This is a genomic window from Bartonella sp. HY761 (genome assembly GCF_026743145.1).
In the GTDB taxonomy this organism is placed as follows: domain Bacteria; phylum Pseudomonadota; class Alphaproteobacteria; order Rhizobiales; family Rhizobiaceae; genus HY038.
Window position 1 is genome coordinate 771,032 of the sequence record NZ_CP104887.1, and the last position, 21,100, is coordinate 792,131.

Consider the following 21,100-nt stretch of genomic DNA (forward strand, 5'->3'; position numbering starts at 1 on the left):
TTGTTTTGTTGGCTTTGAAATTTAAAAAAATCTTTAGATATTAGAACTTTTTCAGATAGCATTTATTAGCATAATAAAAAATATGATAGTTTGGAATAGATCTATTTATTTATTGAATAATTTATATAATTATCGTCATTTTATTGCAATAAAATATGAAAAAAAATAAGATAATATAATGTACGAAGTCTTTTATAAATAGATAAAAGATTATCGATATATCTTGTATAAAATACAATAAATGCACTTGCGGAAATTTTAATTTTATTCAATGATGTATTTGTAAATTATTGCGAAAAGCTTTATGATAACTTTGGATTTAAAAGGGAGTTTTACATGGCTAGAGAAGGCGTTCTTGCCCGTATGGGCCGTTTGATTGCAGGTATTACAAATGCTGCAATTGACAAAGCTGAAGGAACAAATCCCGTAGCAATCGTTGAGCAAGCTATTCGGGAAATAGATGATGCAGCAGAAGAAGCCCGCCTTGTACTTGGCCAATCTAAAGCTGAAGAATATCGCATTAAAACGCGTCGTGGTGCATTGGAAACAGAACGCACTAGTCTTGATGAAAAAATTAGACTTGCTGTTAATGAAAATCGCGATGATTTAGCCAAAGCTGCCATTGCTCGGCAAATTGATCTGGAATCTCAAATTACAGCGCTTGATAAGGCATTAAGCAATATCAATGAAGATATGACAGAAGGGCAGCAAGCTCTTCAAGCAATTTTGGCGACCCGCCGTGAAGCTGAAGAAAGATTAGCAGAATTAAAACGTTCTTTTGCAGCATCTAGTAAAGGTGATGGTATTAATGGCATTAATCCCCGCGATAATGCTAGCGCGCAAGCAGACCGCGCTGCGAGTGCTGTTTCTCGTGTGACTGGCGTACCAAAGGGCGAAAAGAACCAATCTAGTGAACTTGATGAATTAGATCGTTTGCACCGTGATCATGCTATTGCCGAGAGGTTAGCCCGATTTAAAACTACCAATTGAGGTTAAAATGGCATTATTATTTGCCCCTGAATGTCGATTTTTTCTTATCGCATTGGTTGTTATGCTTTGCTTGGTAGCTATTGAAGTTATGGCATTATTTACCGGTGCTTCGCTAAGCGATATTGTTGATAATAGTTTCGATTTTTCTTCAGTTGGTGTTATCAATTGGTTTAATATTGGTGGCGTACCGCTGATTATTTTACTTATCTTAATTTTTGCTTGGTTCTCGGCATTGGGGTTTTGTATTCAAGGTGTTGCTAGTGGATTTTATCATCCGATACCGCAATCATTAGCGGTCATTGGCGCCTTGTTCTTGACTATTCCTGCGGTACGGGAAAGCAGCCGTTTGGTTGCACGTTTTGTTCCACAGGATGAGACCTATGCAGTAGAGGTTGATGATTTTATTGGTCATATCGCTAAAGTAACAGTTGGGCCTTTGGATGAAGGCTTGCCGGGTTTGGTACGGGTTAAAGACAAGCATGGCAATTACCACAAATTGCGTGCGCGAGCAGCGCCTAATGTGGGTAAAATGGTTGTTGGTGAAGAGGTTTTATTAGCAGATATGCAAAATCATATATTTATCGCAATTCCATTTTCTGCAGATGAATAGCCATTTAAGTAGAACTTTACCTATTACAGATGAGCATATTGAAAATAAGCGCAGCTGTGGCGGTGCTTAATATTTGACTTAAAAGAGGGAAAATATGGATATTTTACTACCGGTTGGAATTATTCTTATTGCCATTATTGGTGTAGGCTTTGTGTTGGGATCGCTTTATAAGCGTTCATCGCGTGACCAAGCCTATGTTCGTACCGGACTTGGCGGTCAAAAGGTTGTACTTGATGGCGGTTCTATTGTTCTGCCGATTTTCCATTCCACCGCTTTTGTTAATTTAAAAACTTTGCGCCTTGAAGTACGGCGCGGTGAAAATGATGCACTTATCACGAAAGATCGTATGCGCGTCGATATTGGTGCTGAATTTTATGTACGTGTAAAACCAGATGCATCTTCTATTGCCCTTGCGGCGCAAACCTTAGGTGATAGAACCAATAATGCTGAAGAATTGCGTCTATTGATTGAAGCAAAATTCGTCGATGGTCTTCGCTCTGTTGCCGCCACCATGAATTTGGATGAATTGCAAGAACAGCGCGCTGATTTTGTTAAAGCCGTGCAAGAAGCGGTGGGCGCCGATTTACAATCCAACGGTTTGGAGTTGGAATCCGTATCACTGACACGTCTTGATCAAACAGACATTAAGCATTTTAATGCTAATAACTTTTTTGATGCTGATGGTCTTGCCACGCTTACACGTATTACCGAGCAACGGAAAAAAGAGCGTAACGAAATTGTTCGTGATACTGAGGTTGCTATTGCACAAAAAGATCTTGATGCTCGTCAACAGCAATTAGAAATTGAACGCACCCAGCGTCAAACCGAACTTAGTCAAGAGAGAGATATTGCGAATATTGCTGCATCTACTCGCGCTGAGACCGCTCGTCAAGAGCAAGAAGCCCAACGCGCTGAGGAAGAAGCGCGCATTGGCCGCGAGCAAGCCGTGGCAGAGCGTGAGGCAACGGCGCGTCAAGCGCGTGAAACCGCTAATATTGAATCAAAATTGAATGTGCAACGGCGTGAAACCGAAGCACAACGTGATTTGCAACTGATTGCACAAGATAGCTCGATTGCGGTTGCCGATCGTAGTCGTCAAGAATCCGAGGCTAAGGCCCGTGCTGAAGAAGCCCGTGCTGATGCAATTTCAGCGGAAGAAAAAGTTGCGACTGCGCGAGCCGTTGAAATTGCAGAGCGTGATCGTCGCATCGCAGTTATTGATGCACGCCGTCAGGCAGAACAAGAGGCAACTTCGGTTCTTGTTTCTGCAGAAGCTGAACGCAATGCGGCTAATGATAAGGCAACCGCTGTATTAACGCTTGCAAAAGCTGAAGCAGATGCCGCAGCTGAACGCGCGCGTGGTATTTTGGAAATTGGCCGCGCCGAAGCTGAAGCTGAAGCTGCCCGCAATGAAGCACGCAATAAATTAAGCGCGCAGGTTATTGAGTATGAAATTACTCGTGAGCGTATTCGAATCATTCCAAACGCATTGGCTGAAATCGTTAAACCAATTGAAAAAATTTCTGATATTCGTATTTTTGATACCGGTGGTATGCTGGGGCGTGGCGGCGATGGTAAATCAAGTGGTGTTGGCATGGGGGAGGGCTTGGCTGGCCAGTTACTTTCTTATAATGCGCAAATGCCGGTGCTTAATGAGCTTTTAAAGACTGCAGGCTTTGATGACAAGGATGCGGTTGCTTCTTTGTTAAACGAAGCAGTGGGTAAAAAAGAGCAAGCTGCTGATCCAGAGCCATCGCAGCCCAAAGCACCTATTATTACTAGCCCCAACAAGAGCTAAATACATTACTATTGTTTATGCCGTTAAATCCCACATTTTAAAAATGTGGGATTTTTATTATATGTTGCTTAAATTATTGTGGCTTGAAGTTGAAAGCTTACCAAAATTAAAATTGACCTGCTGCTTTTTGATTTAATTATGGCGTATATTGGCAGACACAATCTATTTTAATAATATAAATGCGAAAAACCCCGCCAGCGCGGGGTTTTAAAGTTTTTTAATGATTCGTAGAATTATTATGCAGCAGTGTTGTTTTCAAAAATAAGTTTTTGCAACATTTGTTCAGCTTGGGCTTCGCGCTGTGAACGAGCAATGAAACCGCCACCTAAAACGCGTGAACCATTATCTTCACTTTCATAAACAACACAAGCTTGACCTGGTGCAACTCCGCTTTCACCTTCTAATAATTCCACATTAAATTCGCCATCCTCATAACGAAGAATCGCTTGGCGTGGAGGGCGTGTCGAACGTACTTTGGCGGCAACCTCAATTCCTTCCACTGGAAAATTATTAAGATCATGATCGCCAAGCCAATTGGCATTGCGTAAATAAATGCGGTGGGTATGTAAGGCTTCCCTTTGGCCGACGATAACGCGCGCGCCCTCAGCATCAAGATGCACAACATAAAGTGCTTCACCTGTTGCAATGCCAATACCGCGGCGCTGCCCAATGGTATAATTCATAATACCTTCATGACGTCCCAAAACCCGGCCATCAATATGGACAATATCACCTGGATTTGCTGCATCAGGTTTTAACTTGCTGATAACATCACTATATCGACCCTGTGGTACAAAGCAGATATCTTGACTATCATGCTTTTGCGCAACCGTAAGGCCCATTTCTTCAGCAAGTTTTCGCACATCTGCTTTTGGCAACCCACCTAACGGAAAGCGCAAATAATCAATTTGCTCCTGTGTGGTTGCAAAAAGGAAGTAGCTTTGGTCACGTTCTGCATCAATGGGCCGATAGAGTGCGCGGTGAGCACCCTTTTGTTTGCTGCGGATATAATGACCAGTAGCAAGTGCATCTGCACCTAATTCTTGGGCGGTTGCTAACAAATCAGCAAATTTTACTGTTTGGTTGCATGCAACGCATGGAATAGGTGTTTCACCATGGGCGTAACTTTCTGCAAAGGGGTTGATTACCGCTTCACGAAAGCGCTGCTCATAATCCAAAACATAATGAGGAATGCCCAAAGTTTCACAAACTCTGCGCGCATCCTCAATATCTTGACCTGCACAACAGGCACCAACGCGGTGTACGGCGGCACCATGATCATAAAGCTGTAATGTTACTCCTAAAACATCATAGCCCTCTTGCTTTAATATACCTGCCACAACGGACGAATCAACGCCCCCGGACATGGCAACTACTACCCGGGTCTCCGCAGGAGAGCGTGGTAGATCGAGACTATTTAAAGACATCAATGTCACCTTTCAGACATTATGGAAATATATACCGATCAAGGCTGGTATAAAAGCCATAGACTAAGTCCAACAAAGGAAATGTCGAATTTTGCGGCTATATCGCAAAATACAGCTCATTGTAAAATGAAAACTGGAAGATTGCACTCACAATTATAAAAAAAATTAATAGCTGTAGCGTCGTATATATGAAACTTTTAAAAAAAAATAAAGTGCTTGAAAAAATAAAATACTTTAGAAAAATGTAATATTTAATTTAATGTATTGTTTTTAAACGATAAATAGAGAAAATTGATGTTTAAATGTTAATTATTCGTTACACAGAGTTTAGTTAAATCTTAAAGCTAATAGAGTATTTTTGAGTCTGTGATTGGGTCCTTGAGAAGAGTAGAGAGTACAATGACCGATCTTGTTAGACAGAGAATAAAATATGTAATTGGTCCAGATGGAAGTCCTTTGACGATGTCTGACCTACCACCAAAAAATACAAGGCGTTGGGTTATACGACGCAAGGCGGAAGTTGTTGCAGCCGTTCGCGGCGGATTATTAAGCCTTGATGAAGCATGTCAACGTTATACACTCACAGTTGAGGAGTTTTTGTCATGGCAAACCTCAATTGACGAGCATGGCTTGGCAGGATTACGCACAACGCGTATCCAGCAATATCGCCATTAGGCAATTTCACATTTTATTTTTAAAATGGAATTACAAGACATTATGGCCGGATCTGATCCGGCCATAAATATTTTTGGATTGAGCGTTTACGCTCATAGGCATATAGCTGTCTTTATTTTTCAAAATTTGACTATATCGCTTACTTTTAAAGATCATTAATATGTGATTTGCGTATTATGGCTTTAATGGCGCAAACATATGACGAGCAATCCGATAATGGAGAATGCAATTATGGTTGATTTAGATGAGGATAAAAGGCGTTTTGGTAATGATCCAAAGAATTTATTTGCCGATAATTTAAAAGCTGTCCATAAGCGTATTGCAATTGCGGCCGCCGCAAGTGGCCGCCTAGCGAGCGATATTCGGTTACTGGTAGTCACAAAGACAGTGCCTGCCCATATTTTGCGTTTTATTCATGATCTGGGCATTGATAATTTTGGTGAGAATAAAATACAAGAAGCAAAGGAAAAGTCCGAAATCCTAGCTGATTTAAATATCCGTTGGAGTATGATTGGCCATTTGCAAAGCAATAAGGTTAAATATCTTGTGCGGTTTGCCTCTGAGTTCCATGCTCTTGATAGCCTTACACTCGCAGAAGAATTAAACCGTCGCCTCGATAATATGGGACGCGATCTTGATGTATTTGTGCAGGTCAATACATCCGGCGAAGAAAGTAAATATGGACTTCATCCTGATGACTTGCTGCCATTTTTAGAAGGCTTGAAAAAATATCCACGTTTGAAGCCTAAAGGATTGATGACTTTAGCTATTTTATCCGATGATCCTGTGCTAATACGTCCTTGCTTTAAACTTTTAAAGCAATTGCGCGATGCTGCCCGAACCAAATATCCAGAAATTGAAAAACTCTCGATGGGAATGTCTGGGGATTTTGAAATGGCGATTGAAGAGGGAGCAGATATTGTTCGCGTTGGACAAGCTATATTTGGGCCGCGTCCTACAAAAGATTCAGACTATTGGCCAGCTTTATTTCATTAAAATTTTTGTCTTTAAAAGCAGCTTTTTAAAAAGCTGCTTTTAAATTTTTAAGGTGCAAAAAACCTAACCAATAAGGCTAAAGCAATATTTTTTAAGCCGTTAGACGCTTTAATACGAGATCACGATCAAGCAGAAGCAAGAAGCTTGCAAGCTCTGGCCCTGATTGTTCACCAGTCAAAGCAACGCGCAAAGGATGAAAGAGATCTTTGCCCTTGCGGCCTGTTTTATCTTTAATCGCTACAGTCCAATTTTTCCATGTGGTTTTATCCCATGGGCTTTCTGGCAATAGTTTAGCAGCTTCGCTTAGGAATTCTTTTTCTTCTGGCTCAGCAAAGGTGAGGTCGCTATTATTGGCAATATCCCACCAATGTGTTGCATCGCAAACTTTGGTCAAATTTTCATGGACTACATTCCAAAAATCTTCAGCCTTATCGCCATTGATACCAAGTTTAGCTAAACGATCTTTAACATCATCATAGCTATATTTATGGACGATTTGCATATTCAATGCATTAAGATCAGCAGGATCAAATTTAGCTGATGATTTTGAAACTGATTGAAGGTTGAAATGGCTAGCAAGCTCATTCATATCAAAACAGGAAATGACATTTTCAGCCGTGCCAGTAAGGGTGGCAAGCGAGCTGATCGCCATTGGTTCTAAACCATCTTCGCGAAGGCTGCGTAATGATAAATCACCTTTACGCTTGGATAGGCCTTCGCCTGAAGCTGTCGTTAAGAGATTGATATGACCAAAATTTGGCACATCACCACCCAAGGCTTCAAAAATGGCAATTTGAACGCCGGTATTGGTAACGTGATCGTCACCACGAATAATGTGGCTGATCTTCATTTCAATATCATCGACAACCGATGGTAAGGTATAAAGATAAGTGCCATCTTCACGCACGAGAACGGGATCCGACATTGATGATAAGTCGATAACTTGTGGGCCGCGTACGATGTCATTCCAACGTACTTCACTGCGCTGGCGTTCAAACGGTGAGGACGCAAAATTAGGAAGCAAAAAGCGCCAATGGGGTTTGCGTCCCTCTTGCTCAAAAGCTTGCTTTTCGGCGTCAGTTAATTTTAGTGCATCGCGTTCATAAATTGGTGGCAATTTACGCGATAATAAAATTTTACGGCGGCGGTCTAATTCTTCTGCTGTTTCATAACAAGCATAAAGCAAACCTGCAGCTTTTAGTTTTTCAACTGCCGCATCATAAACATCAAAGCGTTTTGACTGGTACCAAATTTCATCGGGCGTAATGCCAAGCCAATCAAGGTCTTGTCCGATGCCATCAATATATTCTTGTTTGGACCGTTCAATATCTGTATCGTCGAAACGTAAGATATATTGCCCTTTATTGGTTAGCGAATATAACCAATTAAAAAGTGCAATACGTGCATTACCAATATGAATATAGCCCGTTGGTGAGGGCGCAAAACGAACGCGTACCATGGTTCTCACTTATCTTTATTCTTGTTGTAAGTTCTAAAGCAGTTTATGCCTTTAAGAGGTAAAATGCTTTTATTATTTCTTTTATACTGCCAATTGATAATTGTCGCGATAATTATCACAATTTTATTGAATATTAATCACCATTTACTTATCGCGGAAGCGATTGGTAATCGGATAGCGTCTATCACGACCAAAATTCTTAGGCGTAATTTTTACACCCGGTGCCGATTGGCGCCTTTTATATTCAGCAATGTAAAGAAGATTTTCAATGCGCTTTACGGTTTCACGATCAAAGCCACGCTCTACAATCTGTTCAACACCCATTTCTTGCTCAATCAAACATTCAAGAATATCGTCAAGCACGGGATAAGGAGGCAAGCTATCTTGATCTGTTTGGTTTTCCCGCAACTCTGCGGAGGGTGCTTTTTCAATAATGTTTTGCGGAATAACCATGCCTTTAGGACCTAGGGCACTTTCTGGGCGATGATGATTACGCCAGTCGGACATAGCATAGACTTGCATTTTATAAAGATCTTTAATTGGATTAAAGCCGCCATTCATATCGCCGTAAAGCGTTGCATAGCCAACCGACATTTCTGACTTATTGCCTGTGGTTACCACCATTGAACCAAATTTATTAGAAATAGCCATAAGAATTGTGCCGCGTGTACGGCTTTGTAAATTTTCTTCGGTGATGCCGCTATCCGTACCTGCAAAAACTCCATCAAGAGCAGATAAAAAGCCCTCAACAGGGGCAAAGATCGGCACAGTTTCATATTTGCAGGTCAATAATTTGGCACATTCTTCTGCATCAGAAAAAGATTCTTGCGATGTATATTTATAAGGCAACATAATTGCCCTAACGCGTTCAGCGCCGAGCGCATCAACAGCAATTGCGGCGCAAATAGCAGAATCAATGCCGCCAGATAGACCCAAAACGACATCTTTAAAGCCATTTTTATTCACATAATCGCCAAAACCAACCATACAAGCACAATAGTCCGCTGCAAGGCCTTCCAACAATTCTTCATTTGGGCCGTTTAAGAAATTCCAGCCAAATTGGTTTTCTTCCCATTCGGTTATGCTAAGATCCGATTGGAAATGTTTCATTTGAAAGGCAAGATTGCCGCCGCCATCAACACCAAAGGATCCGCCATCAAAAACCAACTCATCTTGACCGCCAAATTGGTTGACATAAATTAAAGGCAATTGACAATTTTGCGCTTGAACCGCAGCAACAAGTGGTCTGCGCGCAGGCTTGTTGCGTGTATAGGGGGAACCGTTGATGACAATCATCATTCGTGCCCCTTGGTCGGCTAGATATTTGCAAAATTCTTCATCATTCCAGATGTCTTCGCAAATGGGCAATCCAAGACTTATACCACGATATTCGATCGGCTCCGGCATTGGGCCACAGTTAAAGACACGCTTTTCATCAAATTCGCCATAATTAGGTAAATCGACCTTATAGCGCTCGCCGATGCAGGTACCGTGATCGAGAACCATGACACTATTATAGATTGCATCATCTCTATGCAGCGGTGTGCCAATGATAACGCCTGGTCCACCATCTAATGTGTCTTTGGCTAATTCCATCACGGCTTTTTCGCAAGCCTTGGTGAAAGCCGGTTTTAGCACAAGATCTTCTGGTGGGTAGCCACTGATAAAAAGCTCGGAAAAAACAATGAGATCCGCGTTTTGTGCTTTTGCTTGCAGTCGCGCATTGCGGGCTAGTTGCAAGTTTTTTTCAACGTCGCCCATAACGGGATTTAATTGTGCAATGGCAATGCGCAAAATTCGATTATGATTTTCATTGATCTCAGTTTTGGTCATCAAGTTACCTATAAATCTTTATTTTTTTACATATGTGGCAGAAGAATTAGAGCGTTTTCCAAAAAGTGTGAAGCGGTTTTCGGACAAAAAACGCGGTGTAAACAATGGATTGGAGCGCCGATCTGATCCAATCAGATCGAAATGCGCTCTAATTATTCAGATATGCTTTAATGTTTTATTAAATGGATAGAAAAAGGGCCACTTGGTAAACCAAATGGCCCTAATTTTTTAACTAGCCGCAGCCTTGCCCGCGCTTTCAGCATCGCGGTCACGCTTTAATAGCTCCGCCACCAAAAAGGCTAGTTCAAGAGCCTGGTCGGCATTAAGACGAGGATCACAATGGGTGTGATAGCGGCTTGATAAATCATCACCGGAAATAGCTTGTGCACCACCAATACATTCAGTGACGTTTTTGCCGGTCATTTCAATATGGATGCCGCCTGGATGGGTGCCTTCCGCACGATGCACATTGAAGAAAGTTTCAACCTCTTTCAATATACGATCAAATGGGCGGGTCTTATAGCCAGCAGCCGTAATGGTGTTACCATGCATAGGATCGCATGACCAAACAACCTTACGACCTTCACGCTCAACAGCACGAATAAGTTGCGGCAAATGATCTTCAACCTTATCATGACCAAAACGTGCAATAAGGGTCAAACGACCTGCTTCATTTTCTGGATTTAAAATATCAATAAGGCGCAAAAGATCATCTGGTTCTAAGGATGGACCACATTTTAAGCCGATTGGGTTTTTAATGCCACGGCAATATTCAAGGTGAGCATGGTCGGCCTGACGCGTGCGGTCGCCAATCCAAAGCATATGGCCAGAAGTTGCATACCAATCACCACTGGTGGAATCCACCCTTGTCATGGCTTCTTCATAACCAAGCAGCAAGGCCTCATGGCTGGTGAAGAATTCTGTTTCACGCAGCATGTGGTTGGTTTTGGCAGTGATGCCAATGGCGCGCATGAAATCCATTGTTTCGGATATGCGCTGGGCTAGTGCCTCATAACGTTCACCTTGTGGACTATTGGACACAAAGCCAAGCATCCATTTATGGACATTTTCAAGATTGGCATAACCGCCCTGAGCAAAAGCACGTAAAAGATTGAGAGTTGCAGCCGATTGACGATAGACCATGGCCATGCGTTGAGGATCTGGAATGCGCGACTTTTCGTCAAACTCGATGCCATTGATAATGTCACCGCGATAGGATGGTAGTTCAATACCATTAATTGTTTCAAAATCACTGGAACGTGGCTTGGCAAATTGGCCGGCAATACGCCCAATTTTAACCACTGGCTTTGAAGAACCAAAAGTTAGCACAACCGCCATTTGCAAAAACACACGGAAAAAATCGCGGATCGTATCAGCCTCATGCTCAGCAAAGCTTTCCGCGCAATCTCCGCCTTGCAGCAAAAACGCCTTACCTTCAGCAACATCAGCAAGCTCGCTTTTAAGGTCTCTTGCTTCCCCAGCAAAAACAAGCGGTGGGAAACGGCTTAAACGGCTTTCTACATCGGCCAAAGCGGCGGCATCAGGATAGGCTGGAACCTGTTTAATCGGCATTGATCTCCAGCTGTGCGGTGTCCAGTTTTTTGTCATGGCTCTTAACTCACTTACCTTAATTCAAAATCTGCGTGAGGTCTCTCCCCAGAAGATAGTGAAACTTATAAGACATATAAATAGAAACTTCTAGTCCCCAATATAATAATGGCAGCAAATGCTGCCATTTGTTTTGTTAGATTTATTTAGATTAAAGATTAACTATCAATACGCACGCCGCTTTTATAAATATAGCTTGGCTTATACATGGTGACCAATTCTTCAGCTGCGGTTGGGTGTACTGCCATAGTTGCATCAAAAATATCCTTGGTTAGTTTGCCTTTGAGGCAAATGCCAAGAACTTGAGCAAGCTCGCCAGCATCAGGTCCCATAATATGGGCGCCAATCACAATACGGCTATCGCCATCAACAATAAGTTTAGTCAACATGCGTTCGCTATTTCCCGAAATTGTATTGCGCATTGGGCGAAATAATGCGCGGTAAACCTCGACATTTGCATATTGAAGGGCTGCTTCTTCTTCTGATAGGCCTACAGTGCCAATTTCTGGCTGTGAGAATACTGCGGTTGCAATAAGATCATGATCGGGCGCCGTTGGATTACTGTTAAAAGCAGTTTGCAAGAAACACATTGCTTCATGAATAGCAACGGGGGTTAATTGCACACGGTCGGTGACATCGCCAACAGCCCAAATATGGGGATTGCTAGTGGTAAGATATTGATCCACAATAATCGCGCCACGCTTGTCGGTTTTAACGCCAGCCTTTTCAAGGCCAAGCCCTGATGTATGGGGAACACGTCCAAGTGCTAGCATAACTTGCCCTGCTTCAAGCAATTCACCATTTGATAAGATAACGCTATAATCTTCGCCGGTTTTAGCGACTTGCTTGATGGAAGCATTATAAATAATTTTAATGCCTTTTTGGCTCATTGCATCATGCAATAATTGGCGCAAATCATGGTCAAAGCGGCGTAAGATTAAATCACCACGATAAACCAATGTTGTATCAACACCAAGGCCATGAAAAATATTGGCAAATTCAACGGCTATATAACCCCCACCTGCAATGACAACAGATTTTGGTAATTGCGGTAGGTCAAAGACTTCATTGGAAGATATGCAATATTCGCCACCGTTGATTTGCTCGGCCCCCTGTGGGCGGCCACCCGTGGCAACGAGAATTTTTTCGGCGGTTATTTTTTCACCGGTATTTTTAAGTATAAGGGTATGCTCATCAAGAAACTCAACGCGGCTTTCAAAAATAGTAACATTACTATTTTCAAGGCCCATACGATAAAGACCTTCAAGGCGGGTGATCTCGGTGTTTTTTTGGTCAACAAGATAGCGCCAATCAAATTTGGGCTCATTAATTGTCCAGCCAAAGCCCTTTGCATCATGAATGGTTTCGCGATAATGAGAGGCATAGACATAAAGCTTTTTAGGAACACAGCCACGAATAACGCAGGTTCCCCCCATGCGATATTCTTCCGCAAGACCAACTTTTTTACCCAAGGCGCCTGCAAGACGCGCAGCGCGCACACCGCCAGAACCACCACCAATGACAAATAAGTCAAAATCAAAAGAAGACACAATCAACTCCAAAATCTATGCACAATCGGCAATTTCTATTAAAATAATGACTATTGCATAAAACAATAATAGGCAATTGTTTTAGGCTTGTTTTCGTCATGTTTAATAAAATTATATAGGAAGTGATGAATGCGGCTTTTAGTGCTGTGCGCTTAATAAATCTGTCTTATTAAATATTGAGCCACGTGGATGAAACACATAGTGGAATTAAGGATCCTATTAAAAGCAAAAAGACCTTAGCCAGTATAGCTAAGGTCGGTATGATAAAACGAAATAAATCTCGTCAATTTTATTAATTTGCAGGCTTAGCTTCTTCAGTTGCAGGCTTTGTTTCTTCAGTTGCAGGCTTTGCTTCTTCGGTTGCAGGCTTAGCTTCTTCAGTTGCAGGCTTTGTTTCTTCAGTTGCAGGCTTTGCTTCTTCGGTTGCAGGCTTTGCTTCTTCAGTTGCAGGCTTAGCTTCTTCAGTTGCAGGCTTTGTTTCTTCGGTTGCAGGTTTAGCTTCTTCGGTTACAGGCTTTGCTTCTTCAGTTGCAGGCTTGGCTTCTTCGCTTTCTGTTTTTGGTGCATTTGGATCAACAATAACATTATTTTGAACAAATTTGGCATTTAACTCTTTGCCAACATTGGCAGCTAAGTCCTGCGCAATTGCTTGACGCCATACATCAAAAGCCTTGATTGTTTCGCCAACGGCTTCAGGTCCTTTGCTTAAAAGTTTTTTTCCTGCTTCCGAATTATAAAATGCTGCAATATCATTTAATTCTTGTTCTGAAAAATATTTCGCATAGGCATAGGCAGCTTCACGCTCAAGATCGGCACGGCGAGAAACCAAAGCTAGCGCTTGCTCATTTACAATCTCTGAAATGTCTTTTTGCAAATTGGGATCACGGCGCATTAATTCATTTTTTAACTCGCGGGCCGTGTCTGGTAAAAATGAATCAAATTGATCTGTCGCATGAATTGCAGAAATAGCTTTTCTAGCGGCCTGCAAATGGCCTTCCGTTACGGATTGCGCAAAGCTTGGCAATAGGCCAAAACCTAGGATAGCCGCCACAGATAAAGGCATGGTAATCTTGTGCGCAATACGGCGAACATTTTTTGCAATAGTCATAAACTAATTTCTCCAATTTAAACCCCTTAATAGGGGAGTAGCATTTTCTTCTGGTAAGGTTTTACCAAGCCAAATTATCATCTGTCTACATTTTTAAAACCAATGTAACGATAAAATGATATATTTTATTATATTGTCCATCTGCCAAAATTTAGGCAAGATCACTTTAAAAAGATTTTTGATAAATTGATGCTTTGTACAATAAAAAATTCTTACATTTTGACAAAAATCAGATATTTCAATCTAATTCAATATCAATTTTTTCTCTTTCCAGATAGTTTTGCCCCATGAGGCGCTAATACTGGTTAGATATTTGATCAAATTATCATTTTTTACCTGTTATTTGGATAGGGCAATATTTACCTGATGGTACAACTTTATTTTGAAAAGCATTATCGGGACGTGCTTAACGGGATAAAACCAAAATTTCACCTTGCTTATCCGCGATAATGGCAATGCCTGCAAGACCAAGAAACATGCCATGTTCAACTACGCCTGGAATGGATACCAAGCTATCGGCTAAAGCCTTAGGTTGTATGATAACGTCAAAGCTCGCGTCAAGAATAAAGTGGCCGCCGTCAGTTACATATGGTTTGTTGCCATCATGTCGTAAGCTCACTGCACCGCTTAGCCCAAGAGTAAGGGCTGCTTTTTCGATGGCGTGTTTTGTTGCCGCCAAGCCAAACTGATTTACTTCTATAGGTAAAGGAAATGCACCCAACTTTTCCACAATTTTAGAACTGTCAGCAATTACAAGCATCTGCTTTGAAGCTGCGGCAACAATTTTTTCACGGAGTAAGGCGCCGCCGCCACCTTTAATAAGGCTTAAGTTTGGGCCAATTTCGTCAGCGCCATCAATGGTTAAATCAAGTTCAGGCATTTCTTCAAGTGTTGCCAAAGGAACACCAAGTTCGCGGCATAAATCCGCACTGCGCTGTGACGTAGGCACACCGCATACACGTAAGCCATCATTTACCCTTGTTGCAAGAAGTTTGATGAATTCATTTGCTGTTGAACCAGTACCTATACCAAGACGCATGCCGTCTGATACATATTCAAGTGCTTTTGCTGCAGCGGCAATTTTTAATTGATGAGCGTCTTGCATGATGATTCTTTCCCTAAATACGTGTTTTCCATTAATATAGCATATTTGTAATTCTGTTAACCCTTCCTTGCTCTCCTAGTTTAAGTAAGATTGGAACGTTATCCACAGCTAAACCTAATTATTAAGTATATACATATCTTAATTATTTTTGGAAATAAACTTCAAAATGCGTCATTTCTCTTTACAGTTTAGACTCCCTCTAAACTAGATAAAAAAAATCCATCGCTATAACTTAAAAATTAACGCTTAAACTTGTGTTTTAATGTCATGTTTAATATATTGACAAAATTCAATGGGTCAAACTCATTGTTTCCATTATTGAAATCAGTTTGGCGTCACCTTCTGGTTGTCTTTTAATGGCTGGTCAAAATCCTGGTAAGAGAGTTGACTAACATGATTGTTTGCCAATGTAATGTCCTTAGCGATAAAGAAATTGAAGGCATTATTTGGCAATTTCTTGAAGACGATTGTTGGACCCTTGTGGTGCCCGGTCGTGTATTTAATGCTGCAAAAAAGCTTGGACGCTGTTGCGGTTGTTTCCCGAACATAGTAGAGACAATTATCAAAGTAACAGAGGCTTACCACCTCGCTCATGTTCGCGATGAAGAGAAAGTTATTGATTTTCTTGACAGAGTTCGCGCGCTGAGAACCAAGTTCGGGAGTATGGAATACCATGAAAGGCGACGCAAGAGTTATAGAGCGGCTTAATGAAGCACTCTTTTTAGAATTGGGCGCAGTAAACCAATATTGGATGCATTATCGCTTGACTGAAGATTGGGGCTTAACCAAGCTTGCCAAAAAAGAGCGCGAAGAATCCATTGAAGAAATGAACCATGCTGATAAGCTAGTTAAACGCATTATTTTCCTTGAAGGTCATCCAAACATGCAGACCCTTGCGCCATTGCGCATTGGTCAAACAGTTAAAGAAGTATTGGAATGTGATCTAGCTGGCGAATATGAAGCTCGTGAATCCTACCGTAAGTCACGTGAAATTTGCGCAGAACTTTCCGACCATGTATCAAAGCAGCTTTTTGATGAGCTTCTTGCTGATGAAGAGGGTCATATTGACTTTCTTGAAACTCAGCTCGAACTTTTGAATAAAATGGGTGAAGCTAAGTACATTCAGCTTAATGCTGGTAGTGCAGATGTAGCCGAATAATTTTATAAGTTTGTTATGCTAATATTATCATTTAATACTAGGTTATTTGGTTATTAATTGATTGCATGCAATTGAGATGCAAACGGCAGCTGCGTAAAGCAGCTGCCGTTTTTTTTATTTTTAGTGTTTCGATCTGTTTGCAGCTTTTAAGAAAGGCACTCTATCTTATTTTTGAGTTGTATGATGTCGTAGTTTTGGGGATCAAAAAGCGTCATCATTCTGTTATATTTTTATATTTTTTATAAATCATGGAAGCCAATTAAATATACTTAAATATTGAGTTTTATCATAGTCGCTAACTATACTGCTTAAAATTTATTTTTTGTATTTTGGCTGTCATACATGTTTACTCTTTAGTTTCTTAATAGCTCTCATTGTTGAAGGGGCTTTATTTAAACCCTTATGCCAAGCGTCGCGTCCAATAATTTTTTTTCTTTTGGAAGAAGCGAAGGAAAAATATATAATAGATTTGATATCAATTGAGTAGAAATTTCTTTTATTTTTCAATAATTCTAAAAATTACTGAATTGCGATTGTTTTAAGGGGATTTTAATTTTATTTAATCTGTTGCAAAAATACACATGTTATAATTAAATTTTTTTATATTATGTTTACTTGTTGCTTGGTTTTCTCGGCCACTATATGTTTGCTAAACTTTAGGGGTGAATAATTTGGGAAATATTATTCGCGAATTTTAACTGATATATTTTATAAAAACTTGTTTTTTAAAGTATTATTGGCGAGGGACTATAATGCAAAAGAAAATTTTGAAATCTGCGGTTTCGGTATTGGCTCTTTCTACTGCTGCTATTGCACTAATGCCAATGGCTGCAAGTTTTGCCGGTTCAATTGATTATGACGGAACGCCTGCAGACCAATCTCTTTTGCAAGAAGAGTTTATTCAGGATAATGATCCCAATACAACTTGGTATAGTTTGTATCCTGGAACCTTAAATGCACCAGGAAATACAGGAAATATTATTAACGTAACCAATACAACTGGTCTTGTAATTGATCATGATCCTTTAAATCCCTTGCCTGATTCAGCTTATTATAATGCCCCTCATAGTGTGTATGGTGGCTATACTGATGCAATTGGCGTTGCAATTACAGATAATAAAGTTTTTGTGTCGGGCGGACTGATTTCTAGCGATGTTCGTGCTGGCCGTGGTAAGGATGTTGTTACTGGAAATAGTGTTGATTTTAGCGGCGGTTGGGTGTTGGGCTCAATTTATGGTGGCTGGAGTGACGCTACTATTAACTCTTCTAATAATAGTGTCAGCATGACAGGTGGCCAAGTTAATGGTTCTGTTTATGGTGCCTTTGCAGCTAGCGATGGCATAGCATATGTTTCAGGCAATAAGGTATCAGTTTCAGGTGCAAGCACTGAAGCTTGGTTTGTTGTTGGTGCTGAAGGCATGGGTGAGGGTGAAGTTAATGTTTCAGGTAATAGCGTTGTAATTAATGATGGTGCTAAGACAGGCCGTGTGTTTGGTGGTGCAAATAGCACGACGGGTATCGTAACAAATAATAATGTCACGATTGCAACAGGTGCAACAGCTGAAGCTGTTTACGGTGGTGCAACTTATGGTTCAGGACTTGTATCGGGTAATTCTGTTAGCGTTAATAAAGCGAGCGTTAGCGATGAAATTTATGGCGGCTATGGTGATGATGTTGGTGCGGTCAGCAATAATCGCGTGAATGTTGAAAATGAGTCAACTGTTAATCAAGTTTTTGGTGGTTTTTCCAATGGCAGCGGAGCTGTTTCGTCCAATATTGTTACGCTTACAAATAGCACATCTTCAGATAAGGTTCATGGTGGGGTGAGTTATGGTTCTGGTCTTGTAGATAGTAACACTGTTAATATAAACAAGGCAAAAACTGAAGCGCGGGTTTATGGCGGTTATGGAGATGGTACAAGTGCCATCAGTAACAATAAGGTTATCGTTGAAAATGGATCAACGATTAATCATGTTTACGGCGGCTTTTCAAACAGCAATGGAACAGTTTCATCAAATAGTGTGGTGTTTGCTGATAGTACTTCTGTAGGTGAAATTTTCGGTGGTTGGTCTGTCGAAGGTGATGCAAACAAAAATAGTGTTTCCATTTTAAGCGGTACAATAGAAAATCACGTGGTTGGTGGTTATTCTTCTAGGCTTGGCAATGTTAATGATAATAAGGTGACAATTGCTGGGGGGGCTCAGATTACTGGTTCGGTATATGGTGCAATTAGTGAAACAGGAGGAGGCAATGCCGCAAATAACCTTGTGGACATGAGTAGCGGCACAGTCTTTGGTGAAATTCATGGAGGCGCGGCTTTTGCTGGAACTGCACGCTTAAATAGTGTCTCTATGACAGGTGGTCTGTCAAAGGGTAGTATCTATGGCGGTTCAAGTGAGAGGGGCGAAGCTAATAATAATGCCGTTAGCATTGTAAATGCAGCGGTTGAGGGGCAAATTAACGGCGGCGTGGGGCTTAGTTTAGCCGCTGAAAATAGTGTGACCTTGTCAAATGCTGTCGTAAGTAATTTAGTTATTGGCGGGCGTACTTTTGAAGCCTCTAGCAGTGCAGAAGGAAATAGCGTCATTATTTCTAATGGTACAATTGCTGCAGAAACAATTGCGGGTGGTTTTAGTCAATTTGGTAAAGTTTCAAAAAATACAGTGAATATATCTGACAGTAATATCGCGCAATCGGTGTTTGGCGGCCGTGTTGATGATGGCACACTTAATAATAGCTATGCGAATAATAATAGTGTGGTGATTACTAATAGTACTATATCGGGAAGAGTTTCTGCAGGCGAAATTACTGGCAGTAATAATACCATAATCGGTAGTGGGGATGTTATTGCAAATAAATTGACAATTACTGGAAGCAGCATTGCAAGAGATGCAGTTGGCGGTTGGGCTGATGCTGGTTTAGTACAGCTCAATAATGTAACTGTGTCGAATTCAATATTATCGAAAAGTGCTGTTGGCGGTTATGTTGGTGTAGGCGCTGGCAATGCAGAACAAAATAGTGTTACATTGACCAATAATACAATTGTCACCGAAATGGCTATCGGTGGATATACTGCTAGCGGCAATGCAACCGGAAATAGCGTTTCAGTTACAGACGCTACAATATCTCAAAATGTTTATGGTGGTTGGTCAGCCAATGGTGATGCAATTAACAATACGGTTACTTTAAACGGTACCAATGTTAATATTGCTGGTTTTGTTTATGGTGGCTTTAGTGTTGATCAATCCGGCGATCAATTTACTGGCAATACATTAAATCTCAACGGTTATCGTGGTAGCGTTGCAAGTATCTATAACGTGCAAAATTATAATTGGGTGCTGCCTAAAGATGTTGTGAATAATGATGTATTGGTTCATGTAACAGGCGATGCTGTTGACCTAAATAATACCAACCATACTGTTGCCATTGAAAATGACGGTAATAGGTTGAATGCTGGTGATCAAATTGTCATGATTGATAAGGCGACCGGCGCACCTTTAACTACGCCAACCGAAGCTCAGCAAGGACAATTTATTATTTATGAAGTAAATATGGCTGTCAATGCTGACAATAAATTTGTGTTGAGTGTAGCCAATCAGAAGGATGAAACGCCAACTGAAGGCAATGCTGATAATGGTGAAACTGGCAGCAATACTAACAATGAAACGAGTGCTAATACTGGTAATGGTGAAACTCAAGATAACAATGTAAGCACTATTATTAATGAAGCTAGTCGCCCAAGTGTTACACCCGCAGGGCGCATCAATCCGCGTACAAAGGCTTATTCTGAAGGACGTGCGGGTGCCCTTGCCTTTGTCAATCAAGGCGGTGACTTAATTGCGGGCAGTGGTATACAATCCGCTCTGACTGCAATTAACGCTGAAAGTGGCAGCGCTCAGCGCTTCACTGTTGCGCCTTTCATGATTTTAAGTGGTTCATCACAACGATTTAACACAGGTAGCCATGTCGATATTGATGGTTTCAATATGGCAATTGGCCTTGCTGGTGCAGCTCAAGTTGAGGCTGGACATAAAATTATGTTCGGGGCTTTCTATGAATACGGTCATGGCAATTATAAAACTTATAATAGCTTTGACAGGTTGGCATCTGTTCGTGGCGATGGTGATACAGATTACAATGGCGGCGGTATTTTAGGACGCATTGAATTTGCTGGAACGGGTTTAGGACGTGTTGTAAATCTTGCTAGCACCCAAACGGATGGGCTTTACCTTGACGCATCATTGCGTGGTGGTAAAACCAAGTTAGCATTTGATACTAACGATCTTTATGATGGTGACGGCTATCGCGGTCATTATAATAGTAAAGCTAGCTATATTGGTGCACATGGCACACTTGGTTATGTTTTCAACTTTGACGAAAAGCAAGCGCTTGATATTTACGGTCGTTATTTATGGACGAGAGTAAATGGCGATAATGTGGTGATTGGTAAAGATACATTGCATTTTGATCGCAGCAATAGTTCGCGTGTACAGCTTGGTGGACGTTATAACTATAGCTATAGCCAGCAATTTATACCCTATGTAGGTTTGGCCTATGAGCATGAGTTTAAAGGAACAATTTCTGCTAATGCCTATGGCCTTGCTCTTGGGGAGCCATCATTGAAGGGTGATTCAGGTATTGTTGAAGCCGGATTTATGGTTCGTCCGATTACCACAGCACCAAATTTGTCAGTTAATATTGGTGGCCAAGGTTTCTTTGGTAAGCGTGAAGGTGGTGCTGGCTCGTTAAAAGTGAAATACCAGTTTTAATATTGTTCGACTA

14 protein-coding genes and 1 pseudogene are annotated in these 21,100 nt (G+C 41.1%); 8 read left to right on the top strand and 7 right to left on the bottom strand.

The features are described 5' to 3' along the window. Positions 1–321: 321 nt before the first annotated feature. From N6A79_RS03195 to N6A79_RS03205, 3 genes and pseudogenes are all read left to right on the top strand, one after another. Positions 322–990 (top strand): annotated as a pseudogene (locus N6A79_RS03195) (PspA/IM30 family protein); the annotation flags it as partial. Positions 991–997: 7 nt separating this feature from the next. Further along, on the top strand, positions 998–1,600 hold the full coding sequence (locus N6A79_RS03200) for an OB-fold-containig protein (protein ID WP_268546953.1): 603 nt from the start codon (positions 998–1,000) through the stop codon (positions 1,598–1,600). 94 nt (positions 1,601–1,694) lie between these two features. Beyond that, entirely contained in the window at positions 1,695–3,398 is a 1,704-nt protein-coding gene (locus N6A79_RS03205; protein WP_268546954.1) for a flotillin family protein, read from the top strand. Positions 3,399–3,634: 236 nt separating this feature from the next. Here the strand turns inward: N6A79_RS03205 and mnmA are convergent, their stop codons facing one another. Further along, complete coding sequence (gene mnmA, locus N6A79_RS03210; RefSeq protein ID WP_262079865.1) at positions 3,635–4,825, bottom strand: tRNA 2-thiouridine(34) synthase MnmA; 1,191 nt, start codon at positions 4,823–4,825, stop codon at positions 3,635–3,637. A 399-nt stretch (positions 4,826–5,224) separates the two neighbouring features. Between mnmA and sciP the strand changes: the two genes are divergently transcribed. Together sciP and N6A79_RS03220 are read left to right on the top strand one after the other, a co-directional pair. Continuing rightward, positions 5,225–5,500 (top strand): CtrA inhibitor SciP, encoded by a 276-nt coding sequence (gene sciP / locus N6A79_RS03215; protein ID WP_182418876.1) that lies wholly within the window; start codon positions 5,225–5,227, stop codon positions 5,498–5,500. A gap of 231 nt (positions 5,501–5,731) precedes the next feature. Beyond that, complete coding sequence (locus tag N6A79_RS03220) at positions 5,732–6,496, top strand: YggS family pyridoxal phosphate-dependent enzyme (protein ID WP_268546955.1); 765 nt, start codon at positions 5,732–5,734, stop codon at positions 6,494–6,496. 91 nt (positions 6,497–6,587) lie between these two features. On the opposite strand, the gene gltX is transcribed toward N6A79_RS03220, so the two are convergent. The 6 genes from gltX to rpiA all read right to left on the bottom strand — a co-directional run bounded on the left by gltX (position 6,588) and on the right by rpiA (position 15,159). After that, complete coding sequence (gene gltX / locus N6A79_RS03225; protein ID WP_262079869.1) at positions 6,588–7,955, bottom strand: glutamate--tRNA ligase; 1,368 nt, start codon at positions 7,953–7,955, stop codon at positions 6,588–6,590. Between the two features lie 144 nt (positions 7,956–8,099). Beyond that, the gene (locus N6A79_RS03230; RefSeq protein WP_268546957.1) at positions 8,100–9,788 is read right to left on the bottom strand and encodes an NAD+ synthase; all 1,689 of its coding nucleotides are present in this window, start codon (positions 9,786–9,788) and stop codon (positions 8,100–8,102) included. A gap of 228 nt (positions 9,789–10,016) precedes the next feature. Next, entirely contained in the window at positions 10,017–11,396 is a 1,380-nt protein-coding gene (locus N6A79_RS03235; protein WP_262079871.1) for a class II 3-deoxy-7-phosphoheptulonate synthase, read from the bottom strand. 158 nt (positions 11,397–11,554) lie between these two features. Then, entirely contained in the window at positions 11,555–12,946 is a 1,392-nt protein-coding gene (gor, locus tag N6A79_RS03240) for a glutathione-disulfide reductase (RefSeq protein WP_268546958.1), read from the bottom strand. 292 nt (positions 12,947–13,238) lie between these two features. Beyond that, complete coding sequence (locus N6A79_RS03245; protein WP_268546960.1) at positions 13,239–14,054, bottom strand: DUF2059 domain-containing protein; 816 nt, start codon at positions 14,052–14,054, stop codon at positions 13,239–13,241. 406 nt (positions 14,055–14,460) lie between these two features. Then, positions 14,461–15,159, bottom strand: coding sequence for a ribose-5-phosphate isomerase RpiA (gene rpiA, locus N6A79_RS03250; protein ID WP_268546961.1), 699 nt, complete (start codon positions 15,157–15,159; stop codon positions 14,461–14,463). Between the two features lie 393 nt (positions 15,160–15,552). On the opposite strand from rpiA, the gene N6A79_RS03255 reads away from it, so the two are divergent. The 3 genes from N6A79_RS03255 to N6A79_RS03265 all read left to right on the top strand — a co-directional run bounded on the left by N6A79_RS03255 (position 15,553) and on the right by N6A79_RS03265 (position 21,087). Then, complete coding sequence (locus tag N6A79_RS03255; RefSeq protein WP_246708195.1) at positions 15,553–15,867, top strand: (2Fe-2S)-binding protein; 315 nt, start codon at positions 15,553–15,555, stop codon at positions 15,865–15,867. Next, a complete protein-coding gene (bfr, locus tag N6A79_RS03260; RefSeq protein ID WP_182418883.1) occupies positions 15,833–16,318 on the top strand; it encodes a bacterioferritin in 486 nt (161 codons plus the stop codon). Before N6A79_RS03255 ends, bfr begins: the two co-directional genes overlap by 35 nt. Positions 16,319–17,070: 752 nt before the next feature. Continuing rightward, positions 17,071–21,087: an autotransporter outer membrane beta-barrel domain-containing protein gene (locus N6A79_RS03265; protein WP_268546962.1), complete on the top strand. Its 4,017-nt coding sequence runs from the start codon at positions 17,071–17,073 to the stop codon at positions 21,085–21,087. Positions 21,088–21,100: the final 13 nt, after the last annotated feature.